Origin of the sequence: Nocardioides sp. QY071 (genome assembly GCF_029961765.1) — a bacterium.
Taxonomy (GTDB): domain Bacteria; phylum Actinomycetota; class Actinomycetes; order Propionibacteriales; family Nocardioidaceae; genus Nocardioides.
Map to the genome: position 1 here is coordinate 3,087,533 of NZ_CP124681.1, position 25,497 is coordinate 3,113,029.

Annotated in this window: 21 protein-coding genes; 11 read left to right on the forward strand and 10 right to left on the reverse strand. The window is 74.1% G+C overall.

The window, feature by feature from the left end; translation table 11 throughout:
- Nucleotides 1-58: 58 nt before the first annotated feature.
- Nucleotides 59-862 carry an inositol monophosphatase family protein gene (locus QI633_RS14940; protein ID WP_282426227.1) on the reverse strand — a complete coding sequence of 268 codons (804 nt, stop codon included), beginning with the start codon at nt 860-862 and terminating at the stop codon, nt 59-61.
- A complete protein-coding gene (locus tag QI633_RS14945; RefSeq protein WP_282426228.1) occupies nt 859-1,953 on the reverse strand; it encodes a ferrochelatase in 1,095 nt (364 codons plus the stop codon). The genes QI633_RS14940 and QI633_RS14945 overlap by 4 nt, the downstream gene beginning before the upstream one ends.
- 32 nt (nt 1,954-1,985) lie before the next feature.
- Here QI633_RS14945 and QI633_RS14950 point away from each other — a divergent pair, with 32 nt between their 5' ends.
- The 5 genes from QI633_RS14950 to QI633_RS14970 all read left to right on the forward strand — a co-directional run bounded on the left by QI633_RS14950 (nt 1,986) and on the right by QI633_RS14970 (nt 8,098).
- Nucleotides 1,986-3,233: an MFS transporter gene (locus QI633_RS14950; RefSeq protein ID WP_282426229.1), complete on the forward strand. Its 1,248-nt coding sequence runs from the start codon at nt 1,986-1,988 to the stop codon at nt 3,231-3,233.
- Complete coding sequence (locus QI633_RS14955) at nt 3,181-4,521, forward strand: D-arabinono-1,4-lactone oxidase (protein ID WP_282426230.1); 1,341 nt, start codon at nt 3,181-3,183, stop codon at nt 4,519-4,521. Before QI633_RS14950 ends, QI633_RS14955 begins: the two co-directional genes overlap by 53 nt.
- The gene (locus QI633_RS14960; RefSeq protein WP_282426231.1) at nt 4,514-4,918 is read left to right on the forward strand and encodes a YchJ family metal-binding protein; all 405 of its coding nucleotides are present in this window, start codon (nt 4,514-4,516) and stop codon (nt 4,916-4,918) included. The genes QI633_RS14955 and QI633_RS14960 overlap by 8 nt, the downstream gene beginning before the upstream one ends.
- Nucleotides 4,919-5,012: 94 nt before the next feature.
- Nucleotides 5,013-6,005, forward strand: a complete 993-nt coding sequence (sepH, locus tag QI633_RS14965; RefSeq protein ID WP_141798469.1) for a septation protein SepH — start codon at nt 5,013-5,015, stop codon at nt 6,003-6,005.
- 47 nt (nt 6,006-6,052) lie between these two features.
- A complete protein-coding gene (locus QI633_RS14970; protein ID WP_141798468.1) occupies nt 6,053-8,098 on the forward strand; it encodes an SDR family oxidoreductase in 2,046 nt (681 codons plus the stop codon).
- Here the strand turns inward: QI633_RS14970 and QI633_RS14975 are convergent.
- Nucleotides 8,079-8,900: a sulfurtransferase gene (locus QI633_RS14975; RefSeq protein ID WP_282426232.1), complete on the reverse strand. Its 822-nt coding sequence runs from the start codon at nt 8,898-8,900 to the stop codon at nt 8,079-8,081. The two genes, QI633_RS14970 and QI633_RS14975, sit on opposite strands and share 20 nt — an antisense overlap.
- 79 nt (nt 8,901-8,979) lie before the next feature.
- Between QI633_RS14975 and QI633_RS14980 the strand changes: the two genes are divergently transcribed.
- The gene (locus QI633_RS14980; RefSeq protein ID WP_282426233.1) at nt 8,980-9,423 is read left to right on the forward strand and encodes a hypothetical protein; all 444 of its coding nucleotides are present in this window, start codon (nt 8,980-8,982) and stop codon (nt 9,421-9,423) included.
- On the opposite strand, the gene QI633_RS14985 is transcribed toward QI633_RS14980, so the two are convergent.
- Together QI633_RS14985 and QI633_RS14990 are read right to left on the reverse strand one after the other, a co-directional pair.
- Complete coding sequence (locus QI633_RS14985; RefSeq protein WP_141798465.1) at nt 9,420-10,883, reverse strand: glutamate-cysteine ligase family protein; 1,464 nt, start codon at nt 10,881-10,883, stop codon at nt 9,420-9,422. The two genes, QI633_RS14980 and QI633_RS14985, sit on opposite strands and share 4 nt — an antisense overlap.
- A gap of 18 nt (nt 10,884-10,901) precedes the next feature.
- Nucleotides 10,902-11,915 carry a DUF4192 domain-containing protein gene (locus tag QI633_RS14990; RefSeq protein WP_282426234.1) on the reverse strand — a complete coding sequence of 338 codons (1,014 nt, stop codon included), beginning with the start codon at nt 11,913-11,915 and terminating at the stop codon, nt 10,902-10,904.
- Between the two features lie 296 nt (nt 11,916-12,211).
- On the opposite strand from QI633_RS14990, the gene QI633_RS14995 reads away from it, so the two are divergent.
- The 3 genes from QI633_RS14995 (at nt 12,212) to QI633_RS15005 (ending at nt 16,856) form a co-directional block, all read left to right on the forward strand.
- On the forward strand, nt 12,212-13,534 hold the full coding sequence (locus QI633_RS14995) for a DNA polymerase IV (RefSeq protein WP_282426235.1): 1,323 nt from the start codon (nt 12,212-12,214) through the stop codon (nt 13,532-13,534).
- A gap of 10 nt (nt 13,535-13,544) precedes the next feature.
- Entirely contained in the window at nt 13,545-15,698 is a 2,154-nt protein-coding gene (locus QI633_RS15000) for a S9 family peptidase (RefSeq protein ID WP_282426236.1), read from the forward strand.
- Between the two features lie 183 nt (nt 15,699-15,881).
- Entirely contained in the window at nt 15,882-16,856 is a 975-nt protein-coding gene (locus QI633_RS15005; protein WP_260805936.1) for a sigma-70 family RNA polymerase sigma factor, read from the forward strand.
- A 33-nt stretch (nt 16,857-16,889) separates the two neighbouring features.
- Here QI633_RS15005 and QI633_RS15010 read toward each other — a convergent pair whose 3' ends face one another.
- Nucleotides 16,890-17,543 (reverse strand): hypothetical protein, encoded by a 654-nt coding sequence (locus QI633_RS15010; protein WP_282426237.1) that lies wholly within the window; start codon nt 17,541-17,543, stop codon nt 16,890-16,892.
- A 122-nt stretch (nt 17,544-17,665) separates the two neighbouring features.
- Here QI633_RS15010 and QI633_RS15015 point away from each other — a divergent pair, with 122 nt between their 5' ends.
- Nucleotides 17,666-18,694, forward strand: coding sequence for a helix-turn-helix transcriptional regulator (locus QI633_RS15015; RefSeq protein WP_282426238.1), 1,029 nt, complete (start codon nt 17,666-17,668; stop codon nt 18,692-18,694).
- Here QI633_RS15015 and coaE read toward each other — a convergent pair.
- Nucleotides 18,678-19,268: a dephospho-CoA kinase gene (coaE, locus tag QI633_RS15020; RefSeq protein ID WP_141798461.1), complete on the reverse strand. Its 591-nt coding sequence runs from the start codon at nt 19,266-19,268 to the stop codon at nt 18,678-18,680. The genes QI633_RS15015 and coaE overlap by 17 nt on opposite strands.
- Nucleotides 19,269-19,285: 17 nt before the next feature.
- Nucleotides 19,286-22,051, reverse strand: a complete 2,766-nt coding sequence (locus QI633_RS15025; protein WP_282426239.1) for a PQQ-dependent sugar dehydrogenase — start codon at nt 22,049-22,051, stop codon at nt 19,286-19,288.
- 113 nt (nt 22,052-22,164) lie between these two features.
- Between QI633_RS15025 and QI633_RS15030 the strand changes: the two genes are divergently transcribed.
- Nucleotides 22,165-23,439, forward strand: a complete 1,275-nt coding sequence (locus QI633_RS15030) for an AMP-binding protein (RefSeq protein ID WP_282426240.1) — start codon at nt 22,165-22,167, stop codon at nt 23,437-23,439.
- 8 nt (nt 23,440-23,447) lie between these two features.
- On the opposite strand, the gene QI633_RS15035 is transcribed toward QI633_RS15030, so the two are convergent.
- Nucleotides 23,448-23,900, reverse strand: a complete 453-nt coding sequence (locus QI633_RS15035) for a hypothetical protein (RefSeq protein ID WP_141798458.1) — start codon at nt 23,898-23,900, stop codon at nt 23,448-23,450.
- Nucleotides 23,901-23,949: 49 nt separating this feature from the next.
- Nucleotides 23,950-25,428, reverse strand: coding sequence for a PucR family transcriptional regulator (locus QI633_RS15040; RefSeq protein WP_282426241.1), 1,479 nt, complete (start codon nt 25,426-25,428; stop codon nt 23,950-23,952).
- Between the last annotated feature and the right edge of the window lie 69 nt (nt 25,429-25,497).

Below are 25,497 nucleotides of genomic sequence, written 5' to 3' on the forward strand. Positions count from 1 at the left end.
GAGCCGGTTCGCGACACCCGGGTCGGTGCGAGTCCCCAGAACAGTGGACGGGGCGGTCCTATTCCCCGGTCGCCACGGCGAGGAATCCGGCGGTCCGGACGGCCTCCAGGAGCTCGTCGAAGCCGTGATCGGGGCCACAAACGACGGCCTCCTGTCCGCCGGCGCCGACGGTCACGAGGAGCCGCGCCCCGGCGAGCCGGGCGAGGAACCCGCCGGCCGCGTGGTCCCACAGGTGGACCCCCTCCTCGACGTACCCGTCGAGGGCTCCCTCGGCCACCCGGCACAGGTCGAGCGCGCACGAGCCGGTGCGCCGGATGTCGCGGATGTGCGGCAGGAGCCGGGCCGCCGCGGCGGCCTGGACCTCGCGCACCGGGCGGGTGTAGTTGAAGCCGGTGGCGACGAGCCGGTGCGCGAGCGGCGCGGGACCACGCACCGTCAGGGGAACGCCGTCGCGGGTCGGTACGCCGCCCGCGTGGCCGGCGTAGAGCACGTCCTTGGCCACGTCCATCACGACGCCGGCGACCACCTCGCCGTCGACCTCGGCGGCGATCGACACGGCGTACTCCGGGATGCCGTAGAGGAAGTTGACGGTGCCGTCGATGGGGTCGACCACCCAGCGCACCCCGGAGGTGCCGGCGAGGTCGTCGCCCTCCTCGCCGAGGAAGGCGTCGTCGGGGCGGGCCTCGAGGACCAGGCGGCGGATCAGCTCCTCGCTGGCCCGGTCGGCCGCGGTGACCACGTCGATGTCGCTGGACTTGGTGGCGGCGACCGAGACCCCCTTCGCGGCGTGCTCGCGCACCAGGACGGCGGCCGCGCGGGCGACGTCCTCGGCCAGGGCGCGGAGGGCGGCGGGCTCGCTCATCCGCGGCCGGCCGTGCAGCAGCCCAGGGGGCAGTGGTCGCGCGGCACCGGCGTCAGCGTGCGCTCGCGGGAGGCCCGGGCCAGCAGCAGGTCGCGGATCGCCGCCACGAACGCCGGGTGGGTGCCCGCGGAGGCTGCCCGGCGGGCCGGGAGGCCGAGCCGCTCGGCGGTCGCCAGCGCCTCGGTGTCGAGGTCGTAGACGACCTCCATGTGGTCGGACACGAAGCCGACCGGGACCAGGACGACGGCCGCGGTCCCCTCGCCGGCGAGCTCCTCGAGCCGGTCGTTGACGTCGGGCTCGAGCCACGGGACGTGGGGTGCGCCGGAGCGCGAGCAGTAGACGAGCTCGTGGGGTCGCTCGACGCCGGTGGCGGCGGCGACCTGCGCGGCGACGGTGGCGGCGACCTCGAGGTGCTGGGCGACGTACGCGCCGCCCTCTGGTCGGTCCGCGGGAGGACCGCTGGACTCGCTCATCGAGATCGGGATCGAGTGCGTGACGAACACCAGCCGGGCGGCGTCGCGGACCTCGTCGGGCAGGTCGGCCAGGGCGGCGAGCACCCCGTCGGTGTTCGCGGTGACGAAGCCCGGGTGGTCGAAGTAGGCGCCGACCTTGTCGATCTCCGGCGCGACCAGACCCTCGGGCACGGCGCCGAGCGCCGCCTCCAGGTTGTCGCGGTACTGGCGACAGCTCGACCAGGAGGAGTAGGCCGACGTGGCCAGGCACAGCACCCGTCGTACGCCGTCGCGGGCCATCTGCTCGACCGTGTCGGCCAGGTAGGGGTCCCAGTTGCGGTTTCCCCAGTAGACAGGCAGGTCGAGCCCGTGCTCGGCGAGGTCCTTCTCGATCGCCGCGATCAGCGCCCGGTTCTGGTCGTTGATCGGCGAGCGGCCACCGAAGAGGAAGTAGTGCTCCCCCACCGCCTCGAGGCGCTCGCGTGGGATCCCGCGGCCGCGGGTGACGTTCTCGAGGAACGGTACGACGTCCTCCGGCCTCTCCGGTCCGCCGAAGGAGAGCAGCAGGAGCGCGTCGTAGGGGTCGGTCGATCGTTCGGTCGGTCGGGAGTCCGGCGCGACCTGCTGCTGATTGGGCACGTGCCCATCGTAGGGAGGACGATGAGCACGCAATGTTGCAGACCTATCGCCAGATCTTCACGCCGGCCACCGCACGCTTCAGCCTCGTCGGGCTGGTCGCCCGCCTGCCCATCTCCATGGTCGGGCTCGGCATCGTCCTGCTCGCCGAGCACGAGACCGGGTCCTACGGGTTCGCGGGCTCGGTGTCCGCCGTCGCCGTCATCGCCAACGCGGTCTTCGCGATCCCGCAGGGCCGGCTCATCGACCGGCTGGGCCAGGGCCGGGTGCTGCCGGTCGTCATCACGCTGTGGGGCGTGGGCCTGGCGCTGGCGATGGGCTCGCTGTCGTGGGACTGGCCGACCTGGTCGACGTACGCCTTCGCGATGCTGGCCGGCGCCTCGCTGCCGTCGGTCGGCACCTGCGTGCGAGCCCGCTGGTCGCACACGCTGGCCGATCGGCCGGCGCTACTGCACACGGCGTTCTCGTTCGAGGCCGTCGGCGACGAGGCCGTCTTCATCGCCGGCCCGGTCGCGGTCACCCTGCTCGCGACCTCCGTGCACCCGGCGGCCGGGCTCGGCACCGCGCTCGTGGTCGGCCTCGCCGGGACCTGGGCCTTCGCGCTCCAGCGCGCCACCGAGCCGCCCGCCCACCCGCGCGCCGACCGGACCAGTGCCCGCCCGCCGATGCCGTGGGGAGCGATCGCGCCGCTCACTCTCGTCGGTGCAGCCCTGGGCATCGTGTTCGGCGGGGCCGAGGTGGTCACCGTCGCCTTCGCCGACGAGCAGGGCCACCAGTCCCTGTCCGGCATCTACCTCGCTGTCTGGGCGCTCGGCAGCCTGCTCGCCGGGGTGGTGTCCGGGGCGATCACCTGGCGGCGCGGCCCGCTGGCGCGGCTGCGGATCGGGGCGATCGGCATGGTCGTCGCCACCCTGCCACTCGCCTTCGTGCCCAACCTGGTGGTGATGGCGCCGGTGCTGCTGCTCAGCGGCCTGGCCATCTCCCCCACCCTGATCGCGACGATGTCGCTGGCCGAGCAGGTGCTCCCGCACGCACGGCTCACCGAGGGCATGGCGTTCATCCAGACCGGCCTGGCCGTGGGTCTCGCGCCCGGCGCCGCCGTCGCCGGGGTCGTCATCGACGAGGCGGGCGCCTCGCCGGCGTACCTCGTGTGCCTGGTCGGCGGCGTCCTCGTCCTCGTCGGCGCGCTGCTCATCCGGGTCGGGCCGCGGCCGGATAGCGTGCCTCCCCATGAGCACAACCCCGAGCAGACCGACCGGGCAGACCGCGCCGAGCTGGCGTAACTGGTCCGGCCTCGAGTCGGCCGACGGCCTCGAGGTCGTCCAGCCGGCCGACGCCGTCGAGGTGGCCGAGATCGTCCGCCGGGCCCGGGACGCGGGCCGGACGGTCAAGAGCGCGGGGACCGGGCACAGCTTCACCGGCATCGCGACCCCGCGGCACGTGCACCTGCGCCCCGAGCGGATGCGCGGGATCGTGGCCGTCGACCGTGACGCGATGACGGTCACGGCGCTGGCCGGCACCCAGCTCAAGGTGTTCAACGCCGAGCTCGCCCGGCTCGGGCTGAGCCTGCACAACATGGGCGACATCGCCGAACAGACCCTGGCCGGCGCGATCTCGACCGGCACCCACGGCACCGGCGGACGCGCGGCCGGCCTCGCCGCCCAGGTCGTCGGCCTCGAGCTGGTCACCGGCACCGGCGAGGTGCTGCGCGCCAGCGCCGCCGAGAACCCCGACGTCCTCGACCTCGCACGGGTCGGCCTCGGCGCGCTCGGCGTGCTGACCACGATCACCTTCGCCGTCGAGCCGCTGTTCCTGCTCCGCGCCGAGGAGCAGCCGATGTCGTGGACCGACGCCCTGGCCGCCTTCGACGACCTGACCGCGGCCCACGACCACGTCGACATGTACTGGTTCCCCCACTCCGACCGGATGCTGACCAAGCGCAACACCCGGCTCGGCACCGACCTGACCGCCGCCGAGCCGCTGGCCCGCTGGCGGGCCTGGCTCGACGACGACCTGCTGTCCAACAAGGTCTTCGGGGCACAGACCGCGGCGCTCAACCTGGTGCCCCGCGCGATCCCCGCGGCCAACCGCTTCGCGTCGCGGCTGCTCGGGCCGCGCACCTACACCGACCTCGCCCACAAGGTCTTCACGACCGAGCGCGACGTGGTCTTCTGCGAGATGGAGTACGCCGTCCCCCGCGAGGCCGGGCTCGACGCGCTGCGCGAGTGCCGCACGGCGTTCGAGCGCTCCGGGCTCACCGTCTCCTTCCCGGTCGAGATCCGGGTGGCGCCGGCCGACGACGTGCCCCTGTCGACGTCGTACGACCGCGACTCCTTCTACCTCGCCTTCCACACCCACCGCCGCGCCGACCACCACGCCTACTTCGCAGTGATGGAGCCGATCCTGCGGGCCCACGGCGGCCGACCGCACTGGGGCAAGCTGCACACCCTCGACGCCGCGGACGTCGCCGGGCTCTACCCGCGACTGCCCGACGTCCTCGCCCTGCGCGAGCGGCTCGACCCCGACCGGGTCTTCGCCAACGCCTACCTCGAGCGGGTGCTCGGTGGCTGAGCCCGGGGAACGTCCTGCCTGCCCGTGCGACTCCGGGCGGACCTACGACGACTGCTGCCGCCCCTACCACCGCGACCCCGGCTCGGCGCCGACCGCCGAGGCGCTGATGCGCTCGCGGTACTCCGCGTTCGTGAAGGGGCTCGCGTCCTACCTGCTCCACACCTGGCACCCCGCCACCCAGCCCTCCTCGCTGCAGCTCGACGACCGCATCGAGTGGACCGGCCTCGAGGTGCTCGCGGCCCAGGCCGGTGGCCTCGAGGACAAGCGGGGCATGGTCGAGTTCGTCGCCCGCTTCACGCGCGACGACCTGCCCGGTTCGCTCCACGAGATCAGCCGGTTCCGCAGGCAGGGCGACACCTGGCTCTACGTCCGCGGACGGGCCCGCTGGAGGGCGTAGGCTCGCCCGATAACCTGAGCACGACGCAGACCAGCATCCGCAGAGCACTGACGACAGCACTGACGACACAGAGCATCGACGACCCGAGGGCAGCATGACCGACACGGCGGACCAGGGCGGCACCGGCCGCCCCGTGCGCCTGACCCTCGCCGACGGCCAGTCGTCCGGGTCCGACCGGCGGCGCCTGCTGCTGGTCGACGACCAGGGCGGTGAGTTCACGCTCGACATCACCCCCGACCTGCGCGCAGCCGTGCGCGGCGACTCACCGCGTCGATTGGAGACACCGATGAGCAGCAGCATCCGGCCCCGCGAGATCCAGACCCGGATCCGTTCCGGCGAGTCCGCGGAGGCGGTGGCCGAGGCCGCCGGCACGTCCGTCGAGGCGATCATGCCCTACGTCGCCCCCGTGCTCGCCGAGCGCGAGCATGTCGCCGCGCGGGCCCAGAAGGCCTCGGTCCGGCGCACTCCCGGAGAGGGGCAGTCCGGTCCCTCCGCCAGCCGCGTGCTCGGCGACGCCGTCGCCGCCCACCTGCGCGGGCGCGGCGGCAACCCCGAGGCCGTGGCCTGGGACGCCTACCGGCGCGACACCGGTCGCTGGGTGCTCACCGGCACCTTCGAGACCGGAGAGCGCGGCGGCGTCGCGCGGTTCACCTACGACGCCCCCGGCAACTACGTCCTCTCCGACAACGACGACGCCCGCTGGCTGATCGGCGAGGTGCTCGCGCCCGCCGTCCCGCCGGCCCGCGACGACCTGCAGCAGGTCCGCGAGCGGCGGCTGGCCGCCGTACCCGAGGACCTGCCGCTGGGCGGCGAGGCGCTCGACCACGTCGACGAGACGCTGCCGCTCGGCGACTCCATCGACCAGGCCCTGGACCTGGTGACCGGCGAGGCGGCCGATCCGCTCGCCGACGAGCCGATCCGCGCGACGACCCAGGAGCCGGCCGCGGCGGCCGAGCCGACGGCCGAGGAGGCCGCGGCGGAGACCGAGGCGGAGCGCGCCAAGCATCGCCGGCCGGTGCAGAAGAAGCGCGGTCGCGCGTCGGTCCCGAGCTGGGACGAGATCATGTTCGGCGGCGGCGACCAGTAGTTAACTGACCAGTAACGGAGCAGGGCAAAAGCGCGTAGCGTTCGCGCATGGCCTACTTCGTGACCGGCGCCACTGGATTCATCGGGCGCCACCTCATCGCCGAGCTCGTCGACCACCGGGAAGGCCCGGTCTTCGTCCTCGTGCGTGCGTCGTCGCTCCCGCGCATGGAGGCACTGGTCCGGCAGTGGGGCTCCGAGCGGGTGCAGCCCGTCGTCGGCGACCTCACCCGGCCCGGGCTCGGGGTCGACCCGGCCTGGGTCGCCGAGCATGCCGGGACGATCGACCACTTCTTCCACCTCGCCGCGATCTACGACATCACCGCCGACGACGCGACCAACGACGCGATGAACATCGACGGCACCCGCAACGCCCTCGCCCTCGCCGAGGAGCTGCGGGCCGGGGTGTTCCACCAGGTGTCCTCGGTCGCCGCGGCGGGCGACTACCACGGCCGGTTCGACGAGACCATGTTCGAGGAGGGCCAGCCGCTGCCCTCGCCGTACCACCGCACGAAGTACGAGTCGGAGAAGATCGTCCGCGACGAGGCCACCATCCCGTGGCGTGTCTACCGGCCGGCGATCGTGGTGGGCCACTCCGAGACCGGCGCGATGGACAAGATCGACGGGCCCTACTACTTCTTCCCGCTGATCAAGCGACTGCGCGACTCGCTGCCGGCCTGGCTCCCGCTGGTCGGGCTCGACCTCGGCGACACCAACCTGGTGCCGGTCGACTACGTCGCCAAGGCGATGGACCACCTCGGCCACCTGCCCGACCGCGACGGCGAGGCGTTCCACCTGGTCAACCCGGAGCCGCAGCCCGTGATCGAGATGATCAACGCGTTCTGCTCGGCGGCCGGCGCCCCGCGCTTCGCGACGCCCGTCGACCGCTCGATCACCACCGCCGGCCCGCTCGCCCTGATCCCGCGCGCGCTGCGCCCGATCAACGTGATGAACGCGGTCGTCCGCTCCGCCCCGGCCCAGCTGGTCCTCGACCAGACGATCGGCCGGCTCGGCGTCCCCGCCGAGGTGTTGGCCCACACCTCCTTCCCGTCGGTCTTCGACTCGCGCATCACCGAGAAGGCGCTCGCCGGCTCCGGGATCAGCGTGCCTCCGCTGGAGACCTACGTGCGCGCGCTGTGGGGCTACTGGGAGGAGAACCTCGACGACGCCACCGGACGCGACCCGAAGGCCGTGGCCGCACTGAAGGACAAGTACGTCGTCATCACCGGCGCCTCCTCCGGCATCGGCCAGGTGGTGGCGCTCAAGGTCGCCCAGGCGGGCGGCATCCCGGTGCTCGTGGCCCGCGGCAAGGAGAAGCTCGAGGCGACCCGCGACATCATCGAGCTGCGCGGCGGCCGGGCCGAGGTGTTCCCCTGCGACCTGTCCGACCTGGAGGCGATCGACCGGCTGTGCGAGCAGCTGAGCACCGAGCTGCCGAGCGTCGACTACGTCATCAACAATGCCGGCCGCTCGATCCGGCGCTCCCTCAAGCTGTCGCAGGACCGGTTCCACGACTTCGAGCGCACCATGCAGCTCAACTACTTCGGCGCGATCCGGCTCGTGATGGGCCTGATGCCGCAGCTGCACGAGCAGCGCTCGGGCCACATCGTCAACATCTCCTCGATCGGCGTCCAGACCAACCCGCCCCGGTTTTCGGCGTACGTCGCCTCGAAGGCGGCCCTCGACGCCTGGAGCAATGTCGTCTCCTCCGAGGTCGTCGGGCACGGCATCACCTTCACCAACGTGCACATGCCGCTGGTGCGCACGCCGATGATCGCGCCGACCAAGATCTACGACAAGTTCCCCACGATCTCCCCCGCCCAGGCCGCCGACGTGGTGATCAAGGCGATGGTCGACAAGCCCCACGAGATCAACACCGCGCTCGGTACCGCCGGCGAGCTCGCGCACACGATCGCGCCGCGCACCGCGTTCCGGGTGCTCAACCTGGCCTACCAGGTGTTCCCGGACTCGGCCGCGGCGAAGGGCCAGAAGCCCGCGTCACAGGCGGCGGCTGCCGCCGAGGAGGCGCCCGCCTCGAACCGGCGCGAGACCGAGCAGATGCTGATGGCCCAGCTGTTCAGGGGCGTGCACTGGTAGCAACCGGACGCGAGGGGTCGGCCACCCACTCGCTCCAGCTGCCCGGGTAGAGGGCGGCGGTGATCCCGGCGAGCTCCAGTGCGAGCACGTCGTGGGCCGCCGTGACCCCCGACCCGCAGTAGACCGCGACGTCGGCGCCGGGCACCGCACCCACCTCGGCGTAGGTCGCCGCCAGGCTCGCGGGATCCCGGAACCGGCCGCGCTCGTCGAGGTTGCGGCCGGTCGGCACGTTGACCGCGCCCGGCACGTGCCCGGCCACCGGGTCGATCGGCTCGACGTCGCCGCGGTAGCGCTCGGTCGCCCGCGCGTCGACCAGCACGCCCGCTGCCCGCACGGTCGTCGCGTCGACCACCGGCAGCGCACCCGGAGCGGCCGTGAAGTCGCCGGCCACCCGCGGCGCGCCGTCGCCGGTCGCGACCTCGCCGCCCGCCGCGCGCCAGTCGGTCCAGCCGCCGTCGAGCACTCGGACGTCGGCGTGGCCGTGGTACCTCAGCAGCCACCAGGCCCGCGCCGCCGCGTGCCCCGACCAGTCGTCGTACACGACCACCGGCCGGGCGGCCCGCACCCCGACCCGCCGCATCGCCGCCTCGAAGACCGCGACGTCCGGCAGCGGGTGCCGGCCACGCTCCCCCGGCTCGGCGGCGAGGTCGCGGTCGAGGTCGACGTACGCCGCCCCGGGGACGTGCCCCGCGACGTACTCCGCCGGCCCGGCGGGCCCGCCCATCCGGTAGCGCACGTCGAGGAGGGTCACCTCCTCGAGGCTGGCGCGGAGCTCGTCGACGCTGATCAGTCCGGACCTCATGGGGCGAGCCTAGGAGGGGGCGGGCCGGGCCTGTGGAGGACGCTCCCGCGACCGGCGCCGATCAGGCAGGCTCCCCCGCATGATCCAGGAGCCGGTCCCGACCCTGCTCGAGCGCGTGCTCCTGCGGGCGGTGCGCGAGCACGCCGAGGCCGAGGGCCGCTGCCAGCTGCCGCCCACGCTCCACGTCGGCATCCCCGGCGCCGAGGTCCGCGCCTTCGAGATCGTCGCCGGCCAGCGGCTCGACCTCACGTTGCGCACCGAGGTGCTCGAGGCGATGTGCCGCGACCACCTCGAGCGCGACGTCGTCCCGCTCGTCTGGCTCACCCGGACCCCGGACGGCCACGACGTCGAGGACCTGGCCTGGGCGGCCGCCGTCGGCTGCGCGGGGCCCGAGCTCGGCGTCCGGCTGGACCTGGTCGTCGTCACCCGCAGGTCGTGGCGCGACCCGCGCTCGGGCGTGGGCCGGCGGTGGACCCGGTTGCGGCGGCCGCGCCCCGAGGAGGCCCGGGCCCCGGAGACCTAGGCCCAGGTGTGCACCGGCTCGTTGTCGTGCATCCGCTGCCGGTACTCGGCCAGCACGGCCCGCAGCGCGTCGTAGCGGTCGGCGTCGTCACGCTCCTGCACCCGCCGGGTGAACCAGTCCGAGGCGTTGGTGCCGGCCAGGCAGCGCTGCTCGATCACGTCGAGGTAGCGGTGGGCCTCCTCTGACGAGACGCCCCAGGCGGCCAGGCCCTCGTGGGCCAGGGGCAGCAGGCGGCGTACGACCAGCTCGGTCGCCCGGACCCGGCCCAGCTGGGGCCAGTAGACCTCCGCGTCGATGCCGTGGCGCGCCGCGCTGTGGAAGTTCTCCTCCGCCGCGCTGAACGACATCTGCGACCACAGCGGCCGGTCGTTGTCGGCGAGCGCGCGGACCAGTCCGAAGTAGAACGCCGCGTTGGCGACCGTGTCGACGACCGTCGGGCCCGCCGCGAGGATCCGGTTCTCGACGCGCAGGTGGGGCAGGCCGCCGGTGATGTCGTAGACCGGGCGGTTCCAGCGGTAGATGGTCCCGTTGTGCAGCCGCAGCTCGGACAGGTTCGGCGTGCCGCCCGCCTCCAGGACGGTGAGCGGGTCCTCCTCGTCGATCACGGGCAGCAGCGGCGGGAAGTAGCGGACGTTCTCCTCGAACAGGTCGAACACGGAGGTGATCCAGCGCTCGCCGAACCACACCCGCGGCCGCACGCCCTGCACCTTCAGCTCCTCGCCGCGGGTGTCGGTGGCCTGCTCGAACAGCGGGATCCGGGTCTCGGACCACAGCTGCTTGCCGAGCAGGTACGGCGAGTTGGCCGCCACCGCGAGCTGGATGCCGGCGATGGCCTGGGACGCGTTCCAGTACGACGCGAACTGGTCCGGGCTCACCTGCACGTGGAACTGGGTGCTGGTGCACGCCGCCTCCGGCATGATCGTGTCGACCGTGGTGTGGAGTCGCTCGACGCCGCGGATGTCGATGAGGATGTCCTCGCCGCGGGCGCGCAGGATCTGCTCGCTCAGCAGGCGGTAGCGCGGGTTGGCGCTGATCACCTCGGCCCGCAGGTGCTCGGGCGCGAGTGTCGGCAGGATCCCGATCATCACCAGGTGGGCCCCGAGCGGCGCCGCCCGCTCCTCGGCGTGGTTGAGGCTGGCCCGCAGCTGCTTCTCGTAGCCCTCCAGACCGCCGCCGGCCAGCGGTCCCGGCGCCAGGTTGAGCTCGATGTTGAACTGGCCGAGCTCGGTCTGGAAGTCGGGGTCCTCGATCGCCTCGAGCACCTCGGCGTTGCGCAGCGCCGGGTCCCCGGCATCGTCGACCAGGTTGAGCTCGACCTCGACGCCGGTCCACGGATCGTCGGTGTCGAAGGCCGACTCGCGCAGCATCCGCTCGAACACGTCGAGACAGCGCCGGACCTTCTCCCGGTAGCGGGTCCGGTCGGCGGGGGTGAACTGCTGGGCCGCGACGTCGTCTCCCATGCACCGACCTTAGATAACTCATCCAGCGTCCGGCAGCCCCTCGTCCCATGCGAATCCTCCTTCCCAGCTCTGCGGCGGCACGGCGCCCTGGAGGATCGAGCCCAGCTGCTCGGCCATCCGGTAGCCCGGCTCGGCCCGCAGGCACCGGTCGACCGCGACCCAGGCGAGGGCGCCGTCGCCGGCCTGCCAGGCCGCCCAGCCGAGCAGCGCGGCCGGGGCGGCCACCAGGGGGTCGGGCGCGCGGCGCACGGCATCGGTCCACAGCCGGACGTGGCCCTCGGCGGTGCGACGGCCGAGGTGGGCCCAGGCAGCGTCGCGCACCCGGGTGGCCTGCATCACCCACAGCAGGCGGGCCAGGTCGGTGTCGTCGGGAAGGGCGTCGTCGGCGACCAGGTCGTGGACCGCGTGGTGCACCCACTCGCCGGCGGCACGGATCGCACGGCCACTCGTCGGCACACCCGCGTCGGCGTAGCGGCCGGCCACGAGCGCCGTGCTCACCGCGGCGGCCGCCGCCCGGTCGGGGTCGAGCGAGGCGACCAGGTCGGCCCGGGAGCGGTGGGCGAGCCGCCCCGACACCAGTGCCTCGAGCACGAACGGATGGGCGCTGACGTCGTAGGGATGCCGTCGGCGCCGTTCGTCGGGGTCGGGGGCGCTCAGGTCGCGCAGGTGGGTGCGGTCGGCGACGAGCGCGGCGATGACGACCAGGCCGGTGCGCCGGCAGGTCCGGCGCAGCGAGCGGTGCACGGCCTGCGCCGCCGCGGGCTCGTCGGTGTAGTAGAGGAGCACGACGTGGCTGGCGCCGTGGCGCAGCGCGGGCTCGAGGAGCACCTCGGCGAGCTCGCGGCGCACGGCAGGCCGTTGCGCGGCGAGCGGCGGCAGGTCGACGCGTGCGTGGAAGGGATGGTGGGCACCGAAGGTCATCAGCACCACGGACTCCTCGGGCCAGAAGCCGAGCAGGACGGGAGCGGCGGCGAGCAGGTCGGCGTGGCCGCGGACGGTGAGAGAGGTGATGGGGCGAGGGGTCGTGGTCATGACGACGACGGTCGCCGGGAGGTCCGACGCGAGCCCGAACGGCAGGGACGGGCTGTGGAGGACGACCGTCGGCACGCCGGCTGTGGAGAGCCGAGGGACCCGGCTATCAGCACTGCGCACTAACGTGACCTAGTGGCCACCCCCGAGCGCTCGCCGTGCGTCCCGCACTCCGGGCACGCACCTGGCTGCGTTGGCGTCGCTCGATGGACGACCCAGTACGGCTTCGCTCCGCCGCCTTGCCATGCACGCACCCGGCGCACGGGACGCCCCCGCCGAGCGCCCGGGCGTGTCCACTAGTGCGCCCCCACGCCTCGGTCCTCCACCTGGACCTCGACGCGTTCTTCGCGGCGGTGGAACAGCGCGACAAGCCCTCGCTGCGCGGCAAGCCGGTCGTCGTCGGCGGGACCGGCGGGCGCGGAGTGGTGTCGACGGCGTCCTACGAGGCCCGGGCGTACGGCGTCCGCTCGGCCATGTCGACCCGGGAGGCGCGCGCTCGGTGCCCGCACGCGGCGTACCTCTCCGGCCGGTTCGAGGCCTACCGCTCCACCAGTGCCGCGGTGATGGCGGTCCTGCGTGACTGCTCGCCGCTGGTCGAGCCGCTCTCGCTGGACGAGGCGTTCGTCGACCTGGCCGAGGCCGGCCTGGCCGACCTCGAGGTGCCGACGGTGACCGCGCTCGCCGAGGAGCTGCGGCAGCGCGTCCGCGAGGTGACCGGCGGGTTGACCGCGTCGGTGGGCGTCGCCTCGTCGAAGTTCCTCGCCAAGATCGCCAGCGACCTGCGCAAGCCGGACGGGCTGGTCGTCATCGAGCCCGGCACCGAGCTGGACCTGCTGCGCCCGCTGCACGTCTCGGTGATCCCGGGGGTCGGGCCGGCGACGGTCGAGCGGCTGCGCCGGGCGGGCGTGCACACCGTCGCCGAGCTGGAGCGGGTCAGCCTGGACGAGCTGGTCCGGCTCGTGGGCAAGGCCCAGGGGCAGGGCCTGTTCCACCTGGCCCGTGCCGAGGACGACCGGGCCGTCGTACCGGACCGCGAGACGAAGTCGGTCAGCGTCGAGGGCACCTACGAGACCGACCTCACCGACCGCCAGCAGATGAGCGCGATCGTCACCCGCCAGGCGGGAGAGGTCGCCAAGCGGCTGCGGAAGAGCGGGCTGTCGGGTCGCACGGTCACGATCAAGGTCCGCCTCTACGACTTCACCACACTGAGCCGCTCCTCCACCCTCCCCGCCCCGACCGACTCCCCCGCGACCGTCGCCCGCCTGGCTCGGACCCTGCTCGAGGATCTCGACACCTCCGGCGGCGTACGCCTGCTCGGCGTCGGCGTCTCCGGCCTGGCCGACTGGATCCAGGAGGACCTGTTCGCCACCGAGTCCGAGACGGACGACGACCAGGAAGAGGAGGAGTCCGCCGAGCCCGACCAGGCCGGCGCCCGGTGGCGCAACGCCGGTCCGCAGAGCTGGGCCCCCGGAATCGACGTCGTGCACGCCGAGCACGGCCGGGGCTGGGTGTGGGGATCGGGCAAGGGGGTGGTCACGGTGCGCTTCGAGACCGCCGAGACGCCGCCGGGACCGGTCCGCTCGTTCCCTGCCGACGACCCGGCGTTGACACGCTGGCAGTAGCGTTCCCGGCATGCCCGTCCCGCCGAGCGCCCCGCGCCACCCGGTCACCACGACGAACCACGGCCACACCCGCACCGACGAGTACGAGTGGCTGCGCGACAAGGAGGACCCGGCGGTCATCGCGCACCTCGAGGCCGAGAACGCGTACACCCAGGAGCGCACCGCGCACCTCGCCGACCTGCGCGGGCGGATCTTCGAGGAGATCAAGGCCCGCACCCTCGAGACCGACCTGTCGGTGCCGACCCGCGTGCGCGGGTTCTGGTACTACGGCCGCTCCTTCGAGGGCCGCCAGTACGGCGCCAGCTGCCGCGTCCCGGTCAGCGACCCGGACGACTGGACTCCCCCGCAGCCCGCCGCCGACGCGCGTCCCGACGAGCCGGCGCTGCCCGGCGAGGAGGTGCTGCTCGACCTCGACGCGCTCGCCGAGGGTCACGACTTCTTCAGCCTGGGCGGCTCCTCGGTCAGCCCCGACGACCAGCTCCTCGCGTACGCCGTCGACGTGGTCGGCGACGAGCGCTACACCGTCCGCGTGCTCGACCTGGCCACCCGTGCGCTGCACGACGACGTGCTCACCGACGTCCTCGGCGGCGTGACCTGGGGCGGCTCTCCGGACCACTTCTACTACACGACCGTCGACGAGGCCTGGCGTCCCGACAAGGTCTGGCGGCACCGCCTCGGCACCGCCCAGGCCGATGACGAGCTGGTGTTCCACGAGCCCGACGGCCGCTACTTCGTCGGTGTCGGGCGCACCCGCAGCCGGCGCTACGTGATGATCGCGGCCAGCTCGAAGACGACCTCCGAGTTCCACGTCCTCGACGCGGCCGACCCGCAGGCGCAGCCGGTCTGCTTCGCCGAGCGCACCGACGGCGTCGAGTACTCCCTCGAACACGCGGTCGTGGGCGGCCAGGACCGGTTCCTGGTGCTGCACAACGCGACCGGGCCGGAGTTCGAGCTGGGCCACGCCCCCGCCGTACCGACTCCCCCGGAGGAGTGGCAGCCGCTGCTCCCCCACGACCTCGCGGTGCGGCTCGAGGACGTCGACGCGTTCGAGGGCCACCTCGTCGTCCAGCAGCGCAGCGGGGGCAGCAGCCAGGTCCGCGTCCTCGACCTCGGCGACGACCCGCAGAGCCCGGTGACCGGCGACCGGTTCGTCGAGTTCCCCGGCGAGCTGGCGACGGTCGGCGCGGGCAGCAACCCCGCGTTCGAGCAGCCGACCATCCGGGTCGGGATGACCAGCCTCGCGCGCCCCTCGGCGGTCTACGACCACGACCTGCGCACCGGCGAGCTGGTGCTGCGCAAGCAGGCACCGGTGCTGGGCGGCTACGACGCCGACGACTACGAGGAGCACCGCCTGTGGGCGACCTCGGTCGACGGCGTCCAGGTGCCGATCTCGCTGGTGGTCCGCAAGGGCGTGCGCGGCCCCGACGGAACCGACCGGGTCCCCGTCCACCTCTACGGCTACGGCGCCTACGAGGCCTCGATCGACCCCTACTTCGCGGTCGCCCGGCTCTCCCTGCTCGACCGCGGCGCGGCGTTCGCGATCGCCCACGTGCGCGGGGGCGGCGAGATGGGCCGTCACTGGTACGACGACGGCAAGCTCGAGCACAAGCAGCACACCTTCGACGACTTCATCGCCGCGGCCCGCCACCTCGTCGAGGCCGGCTGGACCACCCCGGACCGCATCGTCGCGGAGGGCGCGAGCGCCGGCGGGCTGCTCATCGGCGCAGTCGCCAACCAGGCGCCCGAGGCGTTCGGCGGCTTCGTGGCGGGCGTGCCGTTCGTCGACACCCTCACCACCATGCTCGACGCGACGCTGCCGCTGACCGTCCCGGAGTACGACGAGTGGGGCAACCCGAGCGACGACCCGGTCGCCTACGAGCGGATCGCCGGCTACGCGCCCTACGAGAACGTCGCCGACCTCCCCTACCCGCCGATCCTGGCCGAGACGTCGCTCAACGACACCCGGGTGCTCTACGTGGAGCCCGCCAAGTGGGTCGCGCGGCTGCGCGAGCGCGCGCCGCAGGCCGACGTGCTGCTGCGCACCGAGATGGCGGCCGGGCACGGCGGCGTGTCCGGGCGCTACCGCGCGTGGGAGGACCGGGCGTTCTCGCTGGCCTGGATCCTGGACCGGCTCGGCCTCGCCGACGCCGAGCCGCGTTCCTGAGCGCTGACCCCCCGAAATTGAGAACTCCCTGAGATTCGTCGTCAGGGGCAACTTCCGGGGATTCCCAGACGTCAAAGCCGGTGAGAGCAACACCGAAGGTTCCGGGGAATCCCGGGTACCTCGCCGGTGTTGGGAACCACAGGTGCGGATGGGCTCCAGCCGCACGGGGCAAGGAGGGACGCCATGGCAGCGACGATGACCGCGACAGTGAAGAGGACGCGCAACACCGGACGCGAGATCGAGGGGCGCGACAGCGTCGGGCTGTACCTCGACGAGATCGCCCGCACCCCCCTGCTCGACGCGGCGCGGGAGGTCGAGCTCGCCAAGGCGATCGAGGCCGGCCTGTACGCCGAGCACCTGCTCGCCGAGGGCCGGATCGGCCGACGCAAGGGCGGCGCCCCCAAGCAGGCCACCGAGGCCGAGCTCGAGTGGATCGCCGAGGAGGGCCGCAAGGCCGTCACGGAGTTCATCAACGCCAACCTGCGCCTGGTGGTGTCCATCGCCCGCAAGTACGGCCGGGCGCAGATGCCGATGCTCGACCTGATCCAGGAGGGCAACACCGGCCTGATCCGCGCGGTCGAGAAGTTCGACTACGCCAAGGGCTACAAGTTCTCCACCTACGCCACCTGGTGGGTCCGCCAGGCCATCACCCGCGGCATCGCGCAGCAGGCCCGCGTGGTCCGGCTGCCCGTGCACGTGGTCGAGGAGCTCAACCAGGTCGGCGGCGCCCGCCGTACCCTCGAGCGCCAGCTGGGCCGCGACCCCGAGCCGGCGGAGATCGCCGCCGAGCTCGGCCTCGAGGTCGACCGGGTCCTCGACCTGATGGCGTGGGGCCGCGAGCACGTCAGCCTCGACACCCCGGTCGACGAGGACGGCGACACCTCGCTCGGTGACCTGATGGCGCAGGAGACCGCGCCCGGCCCCGACCTGACGGTGCTCGACGTCGAGGCCCGCGAGCGGCTCAACACCCTGGTCGACCAGCTCGACGCGCGGGCCGCCGACATCATCCGCGAGCGCTACGGCCTGGTCGACGGCCGCCAGCACAAGCTCGCCGACATCGGCGTCAAGCACGGCATCTCCGCCGAGCGGGTGCGCCAGCTCGAGCGTGAGGCGCTGCAGAAGCTGCGCCGCCTCGGCGACCCCGACATGGCCGCCTGAACCGACCGCTGCCCGGCTCCGCGGGGACCTCCGTCATCTGAGGACGGAGGTCCTCGTGCGTCCGGGCACCTTCGCGCTCGCGCGGGCCACGCCGATCCAGATCGCCCAGGTCCCGAGCAGGGCGCTGACCGGGAACAGCGGGTCGAAGGTGTCGGTGAAGGCGATGGTCGCCGAGGCGAGCGTGAAGGCCCCGCCACCGACGGCGCCGAGCGCCGCGGTCACCGGGTTCCCGATGCTGCGGGTGACGCCGCCGACCACGGCCAGCGCCGCGAAGGCGAGGCCCCAGGCGGAGTCGACGACGGTCTCGTTGACCACCTGGAGCTGCGCGAACAGATTGGTCCGGCCGTCGGCGAGCGCGTCCGCGTTGAGCGCCTCGAGCAGGTGGATCGCCATGCCCAGCACAGCGACCACGCCGACCACGGATGCGATCCGGGCGGTCGCGCCGACGACTCCGGTGGCGCCGTGCCGCAGCGCGAGGGCGCCGGCCGCGAAGCCGACCGTGGCGAGCAGGAGCAGCGCGTGCGCGGGGTACCAGCTGGACTGGACCAGCATCTCGTGCAGCTGCTCGGTCTTGGTGCCGGAGCCGCTGTCTCCGGGGTGCAGCATCCCGCCCGCGATGAAGGCGAGGCCGCCGACGGCGAGCAGCGGGAACGCGAGGGCGTGAGGAGGTCGGGTGGTGTGGGTCATGGACCGCACGCTGCCCCCGGTCGGCGGCTGCGGGCTCCGGGGCTGACCCTGGCGGCGATCTCCAGGGAGAACCCTGTACCGATCGCGCTCCGGGGGGCCGGCCGTCGTGCCAGCATGGCGCCGTGGCACAGCCCGAGGTCCGCTGGGGCGACGTCGTCGTCACGCTCGGTGGCGTCGGGGTCGTGGCCGTCCTCGTCGCCCTCGGCGCGCAGCGTGGGCTCTGGGTGTCGAACCTCCACAACGCCGTCCTCGCCACCACCTTCACCCTGGTCGGCGCGCTGACGCTGGCCAAGCGGCCCGGGCACGCCGTGGCCCGGCAGTTCGTGGCCGTCGGGGTGGCCAGCGCCGTGCTCTACCTCGGCCGGCAGGTCGGGCTCGCCTCCACCGACCGGGCCGACGCGTGGTGGGGCTGGCTGGGCGTGTGGCCGACCGCGGTCATCATCGGCCTCACGACCTGGGTGGTCCTCGGCTTCCCGGAGGGACGGCCGCTCTCGCCCACCTGGCGCCGGGTCGCCGTCGGCGCGGTCGGGCTGGCGCTGACGAGCGCGGCCCTGTCCGCCCTCTACCCGGTGGAGTACGGCGACGCGGCCGTCGGCACGCCGTACCCGTTCCGCCTGCCGGGGCCCGACGTCGCGCAGCGGGTCTGGGACGTCCTCGGCCCGGGCACCTACCTGCTGCTGCAGGGGCTGTGGGTCGTCGGCCTGGCCGCGCGCTGGCGGGTCTCCGACTCCGCGGTGCGGCGCCAGCTCACCGTGCTGCTCGCGACCGTGGCGGTCGCGACGGTGCTGCTGCTGGCCGGGCTCGTGGTCGGCGGGACGCCGACACCGGGGCTGATCGCGCTGGGCGCCGTGCCGGTCGTCGCGGGCCGGCTGCTCGACCGGATGAGCCTGGCCCACGTCGTCGAGATCGAGCAGGCCGCCGGGCGGCTGCCCGAGCTGTCGCCGCGTGAGAACGACGTGCTCGAGCTGATGGCCCAGGGGCTCTCGAACGCCGCCATCGCCGACCGGCTGTGCCTGAGCGTGAAGACCGTCGAGCCGGCGATCAGCTCCATCTTCCGCAAGCTCGGCCTCGCCGAGGAGCCGGCGAGCAACCGGCGGGTGCTGGCCGTCGTGCAGTACTGGTCGCGCCCCGACCTCAGGCGGGTCGACTGAGGGCGTCGAAGACGTCGACGACCGCGCGGCGCAGGTCCTCGCGGGTGCCGGTGTTCTCGATGAGGTACGTCGCCACGGCCCGCCGCTGCTCGCGGCTCGCCTGGGCGGCGATCCGGGAGCGGCCGTCCTCCTCGGTCCAGCCGCGGTCGCGCACCATCCGCTCGAGCTGGACGTCCTCGGGGGCGTCGACGACGATCACGGCGTCGAACTCCTCCGCGCGGCCGGACTCCACCAGCAGCGGGATGTCGTGGACGACGATCGCATCGGCCGGTGCGGCGGTCTCGAGCTCGGCGTACCTCTCGAAGACGAGGGGGTGCACGATCCCCTCGAGCCGGCGCCGTGCGGACTCGTCGCCGAAGACGAGCGCACCCATCCGCGGCCGGTCCAGCTCGCCGTCGGCCGTCAGCATCTCGGGCCCGAACGCCTCGACGACGGCCGCGAGCCCGGGGGTCCCCTTCGCGACGACCTCGCGCGCGATCTGGTCGGCGTCGATGACGACCGCACCCAGCTCCCGCAGGATCGACGAGACAGTGCTCTTCCCCGAGGCGATCCCCCCGGTCAGTCCGACGCGCACACGCGGACCCTATCCGGCTACGGCGCGCACGGCCCGACCGCGGCGCCCGGGAAGCAGACGTAGACGGGCGCGCTGGTGCTCCGGATCCCGCTGCTGTCGGTGACGGTGGCCCGCAGCCGGACGACCCCGGCACCGGGCGCGTGCAGGTCGCTGACCTGGACGGTGCCGGCAAGCACGCCGTCGACGCGCTGCACGGGGTGGGCGTGGAAGGTGCCGCCGGAGTAGTGCAGGAAGTCGACCGCGAGCTCGGCGCCGTCGGCCAGCACGGTCCCGTCGGGGTCGTGGGGGTCGTCGGGGTCGCTGGCGGCGATCGTGAACGGCACCTCGCCGGTGGCGGCGACGTAGCCGTTGGCGGGCGCAGCCAGCGCCACGACCGGAGGGCCGCCGGTCCGGGTCCAGGTCACTTCGGCCGACGCGTTCGCGACGTCGCCGTGGACCAGCTCGGCACGGACGGCGTGCAGCCCGTCGGCCAGCACCACGTCGTGGTCGCGGCTGGCGGCCCAGAAGCTGCCGGCGTAGAAGTCGTGGACCACCTGGTCGTCGACCCACAGCCGCACCCACTCGCCGCTGCGCACCGAGAACCGGTAGGTCCCGGCGGCGAGGTCGACCCGGCCGCGCCACGCCGTACCGAACCGGTCGCCGGGGTGGGCGCGCTCGTCGGGGTGCTCGGCGCCGGCCCACGGTGAGCCGGACGTCGGCTCGAGCCGGATCCCGGCCTCGCAGGTCGCCTCGGCCAGCGGCTCGGCCGGCAGCTGCGCGGCGGTGTAGGGATAGACCCAGCGCCAGGCGGGGTCGACCTGGTCGAGGTCCAGGTCGAACACGGAGTCGGCCCCGTCGAGGTCGTGGAAGGTACGCCGGAAGCTGCCCTCGGGGCACCGGTCGGGCGTCGCCGCGGCGGTCGGGCGGATCCGGCGCAGGCTGCCGGTGTAGATCGACAGCGTCCAGACCAGGCCGTCCGGACCGGTCAGGAACTTCACCGGGCCCTCGGCCGCCGTGGTGTCGGCGAGCACCTCCACACCCGTGACGTCGCCGTCGACGGCGAGGTGGGCGGTCCAGATCCGGTTCTGGGCGTAGTCGCCGAAGACGTAGCGACCACGCGTGCCGGTCGGGTACGCCGGATCGGCCAGCACCGTGCCGCCGGTGACCGAGCCGCCGCCGGTCGCGTGCGGGTAGGAGTACGACGGCGCGCGTGCCCCGCCGTCGGCCCGGACCGCCGCGCACGCGTGCCACGGGCTCTCCGGGTCGTCGACGTCGCCGAGGTCGGTCGCGGCGGCGCCCTCCCGGCAGGGCCATCCGAAGTTGGCCGGCGCGGCGGCGGAGGCGGCCAGGTCGACCACGTCGACCTCCTCGGCGCTGCCCTCGCCGACCTCGCCGATCACCAGCAGGTCGCCCTGGAGGCCGAACCGGAACGGGTTGCGCAGCCCGAGCGCCAGCACCCGCGAGGCGTTGTCGGAGCCGTCGCCGGTGTACGCGGGGTTGCTGGGCACGCCGCGGCCGGTGGCCGGGTCGATCCGGAGCACCTTGCCGGCCAACACCTGCGGGTCCTGGGCGCGCAGGGTCTCGAGGCGACCGCGCACGCCGTTGGAGGTGAGGTAGAGGGAGCCGTCGCCGATCCCCACCAGCAGCCGGCCCGCGGCGTCGAAGCCGAGGTCGCCGATGGTGTGGGCGTCGCCGCGCAGCGGGAGGCAGTCGGGGGTGCGGACGTTCTCGTCGGCCCAGCAGCCGGGACCGGTGACGCTGCCGAGCACGACGGTGCGGGACGACGGGTCGAGCGCGTCGCCGTCCCAGGTGTAGCGCGCGACCTGCTGGCTGTGCCGGTCCGCCGTACCGTCGGCCGGGTCGGCCGGGTCGGCCAGCACGTGGGCGAGGTAGACGTAGCCGTTGTCAGTGAAGCCGGGGTCGACGGCGATGCCGGTGAGGCCGGCGTCGCCCTCGTCGCGCACCAGGTCGCGCAGGTCGAGCACCTCGCGCGGCGGGGCGAAGCCGCCCTCGCCGGTGGGCTCGACCGCCTGCACCAGGCCGGCCTTCTCCGTCACCAGCACCGCGCCACTCGGCAGCACCGCGGCGCTGGTCGGCAGGGACAGCCCGCCCTGCACTGTCTCGATCGCGAAGCCGTCGGCGACGCCGGAGTCGACCCCGATGACGGGCGCCGGTACGTCGACCAGCACCGCCTCGCTCAGCGTGCTCCCGCCGCGGCCGATCGCGCGGGCCACGACGTCGTGCGTCCCGGAGGCGGCGGTCAGGTCGGCCTGCCAGGGCGGGACGGGGTCCTCGGCGACCGCGACGCCGTCGACGAGGAAGCGGACCCGGTCCGCCCGGCCGGTCGTCGTGGCGGTGATCGTGCGCCCCTCGACGGCGACGGTGACGCCGGGCGGCGGCGGGAGCGGCTCGGGGGCGGGCGTGGTCGTACCGGTGACCGTGACGACGCGGCTGACCGCGGCCGGCAGCCGGCGCCCGCCGGATCGTTGTGCCGGCGCCCGGAAGCGGTACCGGACCGGACCCGCGGTGGCGACCAGCTCGGCCCGGGCGACGCCGCGGCGGTCGGTGCGGGTCCGCGCGACGCGGACCCAACGGCCGGCGACCGACTCCTCGATGCGCACCGGCCGCCGGCCGTCGCCGGGCAGTCGGGTGCGCAGGCGGACCGCCTCGCCGACCCGGGGGGACGACGGCGAGACGCTCACCGTGGGACGCGCCGCCGAGCCCGAGGGCGCGGCGGCACCCGACCCGGTCGTCTGCAGGACGACGACAGCCACGAGCAGGCTGGTCAGGAGAGCACGCACCACCGCGCCAGCCTGCTCGACCGCCGCGGGCGGCGCGGGCGAATGGCGACCACCCGGGGCCAAGGTCCCTGATACGCCGTCCGGTCGGCGTCGACGCACCTGCGATGATGCGCCCGATGGACGAGCCCACCTCGCAGCCGACCCTGCACCCCGGCGACCGGGTCGCGCTGCTCGTGCCCGGTTCCCATGCGTACGTCGACGCGGTGCTCCGGATGCTCACCGCCGGCGTCTTCCCGATCCCGCTGGACCCGCGACTCACCCCCGCCGAGCAGTCACGGATCCTCGAAGGCCTGGCGCCGACGGCCGTCGTACGGACGACGGACGAGCTGGCCGCCCTCGTGGCGCCCCTCCCCGGCGCCGGTCTCCCGCTGGGCCGGCCGATGCACTGCACCAGCGGCACGACCGGGGTGCCGAAGGGAGTCTGGTCCGGGCTGCTGTCGCCGCCCGACGCGGCGGCACTGGTCGCCGAGGAGCGCGACCTGTGGGGCTTCTCCCCCGACGACGTCAACCTGGTCCTGAGCCCGCTCTACCACTCCGCACCGCTGCGCTTCGCGATGGGCACGATCCTCGCGGGCGGCCGGATCGTGATCCCCGGGCCGTTCGACCCGGCAGCGGTGACGGCGGCGATCGAGGCCGAGCGGCCGACCACGATGTTCTGCGTGCCGACCCACCTGCAGCGGCTCTTCGCGTACTGGGACGAGCACGGGAGGCCCGACCTGTCGTCGTACCGACTGGTCGCGCACGCCGGCGCACCCTGCCCGACCGAGCTCAAGCACCGCATCATCGACGCCTTCCCGCCGGGCTCGACGTGGGAGTTCTACGGCTCGACGGAGGGGCAGTTCACGGCGTGTCGCAGCGAGGAGTGGCTGGAGCGGCCCGGCACCGTCGGCCGCGCCCGACCCGGCCGCACCCTGACGACCGACCCCGACGGCACGATCTGGTGCGCCGTCCCGCCGAACGCCTGCTTCTCCTACTTCGGCGCGCCCGAGAAGACCGCCACCGCCTGGCGCGACACCCCCGACGGACCGGCGTTCACCGTCGGCGACCTCGGCCGCCTCGACGCAGACGGCTACCTCTACCTCGACGGCCGCCGCGAGGACCTGGTGATCAGCGGCGGCGTCAACGTCTACCCGACCGAGGTCGAGCAGGTCCTCGGCACCTGCCCCGGCGTCCTCGACATCGCGGTCTACGGCGTCGACGACCCGCAGTGGGGCCAGCGGGTCTGCGCCGCGGTGGTGGCCGGCCCGGACGGACCCTCGGAGGAGGCGATCCGGGCGTTCGCGCGCGAGCACCTGGCACCGCCGAAGCGGCCCAAGGACTACACCTTCCTCGCCGAGCTGCCCCGCACCCTCACCGGCAAGGTCCGGCGGAACGAGCTGCGGGCCCCGTGATGACGTGATCAGGCGGGAGTGCGCAGGCACCGCGGGTCCGGGGCCGCTCCGGCTCCCACATCCTCGGTCTGGGAGAGGCAGGCACCGTCGTACACCGCGCGCTCGCCCAGCGGCGCGGCCAGCTCGACGGTCATCTCATAGCGTTCGAGCACGAGGATGCACATCTGCGCCGAGTCCTGTGCATACGCGGTGATGACCACGCGGTCGGGGTGCTCCTCTACCAGGTTGCCGTTGGACTCCTGACAGGCGCTGCCGCCGTACCCGACGACGAGGCGGTCCTCGGCCGCGACGCTCAGGTGGTCCCAGGTGATGGGCGCGCCGGCGGGGACGGTCTGCAGCCGCCGCGGCGGGTCCTCGGCAACGTCCGACGAGTCGGCGCGGAACAGCCGCCAGCCGGCGACGCCCAGGACGGCCACCACGAGCACGGCCACGGCACTCCACAGCACACCCGAGCGTGTCATGACCGGATGGTCACCCGACTCCTCGGCTGCTGTCCAGCAAAGGCTCCGGTCACCGACCTGCCGCGAGCTCGAGCGCCAGCCACGCACCCACCCGGGCGGCGGGGTCGTCGAGGTCGAGCCCGGTCAGCCGCTCGATCTCGGCCAGCCGGTTGCGCACGGTGTTGCGGTGCACGCCGAGGTCGTCGGCGACCGCGCCGCGGGAGCCGTGGTGGCGCAGGAAGGCGGCCAGCGTGGTGCGGTGCTCGTCGTCGAGGGGCGCGAGGAAGGCGGCGGCGTACTCATGGCCGAGGGCCTCGGGCACCAGCGCCAGCGGACCGGCGTCGGCGACCTCCTCCCAGCGCCGGACCGGGCTCGCCGCGGTGGTGCGGTCGAGGGCGTGGCCGGCGGTCTCGGCGCCACGGCGCCCGTCCTGTGCCGGCACCGCCCGCCCGACGCCGGCCCGCAGTCCGCCGGCCCGGGCGAGGACGGCCCCGATCCGCGACGGCACGGCGACCGCCACCAGCTCGCCGTCGAGCAAGCCGGCCAGCACGCCCTCGTCGGCGAGGTCGTCCTCGAGGCGCTCGAGCACGTCGCCGAGCGTCTCCTCGGGCCCGGTCATCCGTACGACGCGCAGCCGCTCGGGCACCGACCGGCCGCCCTCGGCGGCGTCGAGCAGCACCTCGGCCGAGCGCAGGTCCCCGGCGCAGAGCAGCTCCAGGGCGCGCCCGCGCAGCCGGCGGTCGGCGGCGCGGCGCTCGGCGCGGCGCTCCACGGCCAGGCTGAGCAGCACGGCCGCGGTGCTGACCGCGGAGCGCTGCGGCTCGGCCAGACCGCCCGGGAGGCAGACCGCGAGGTAGAGCTCGGGCCGCCCGGCGAGGCCGATCGGGCGCACGACGGTGGTGTCGCGGGCGCGCGTGGTCGTGGAGACGGCGCCCAGGCCCTGGCCCTTGATGCCGGCGACCTCGCCCCGGACCAGGTCGAGGTCGAGGGTCTCGGGGTGCGCGCCGAGCGGCCCCTCGGCCGGTGCCCCGTCGCGCTGCACCAACGCCACGCTCGCGTCGAGGAGCTGGGCCAGCCGCTCGACGAGCGGGCGCAGGTCGAGGCCGAGCGCGGCCCGGGTGAGGCGGCGCTGCAGGTCGAGCGCGAGGCGGGTGGTGGCCGCCTCCTGGTCCTGGAGCAGCTCGGCCGCGGCGCGGGAGACGGCGACGAAGGGCGTGGCCCGCGGGACCTCCAGCAGCACCAGCCCGCGCGCCGCGCAGGCGGCGACGAGGGCCGGCGGCAGCCGGTCGTGGGTGAGCCCGGTGCCGAGGCCGAGAGCCGCGGCGCCGGCGTCGGCCAGCCGGTCGACGTACGACGCCCACTCCCGGCTCCACCCACGGGTGCCCAGGCCGGTGGTGAGCAGCAGCTCCCCACCTTCGAGGTACGGCGTCGGGTCGGCCAGCTCGCTCGTCGCGACCCAGCGCAGGACCGGCCCGTCGAGCGCCGGGGCGCCCTCGGCCGGGCGCAGGCCCAGGCCGGGCATCGCCACCAGGTCGGCCACCGTCACCACGGTGACATTGTTGCACAACCATTCGAGCAAGATTGTGCAGATCGAGCATGGCCGGGCAGGCCGGGCGGT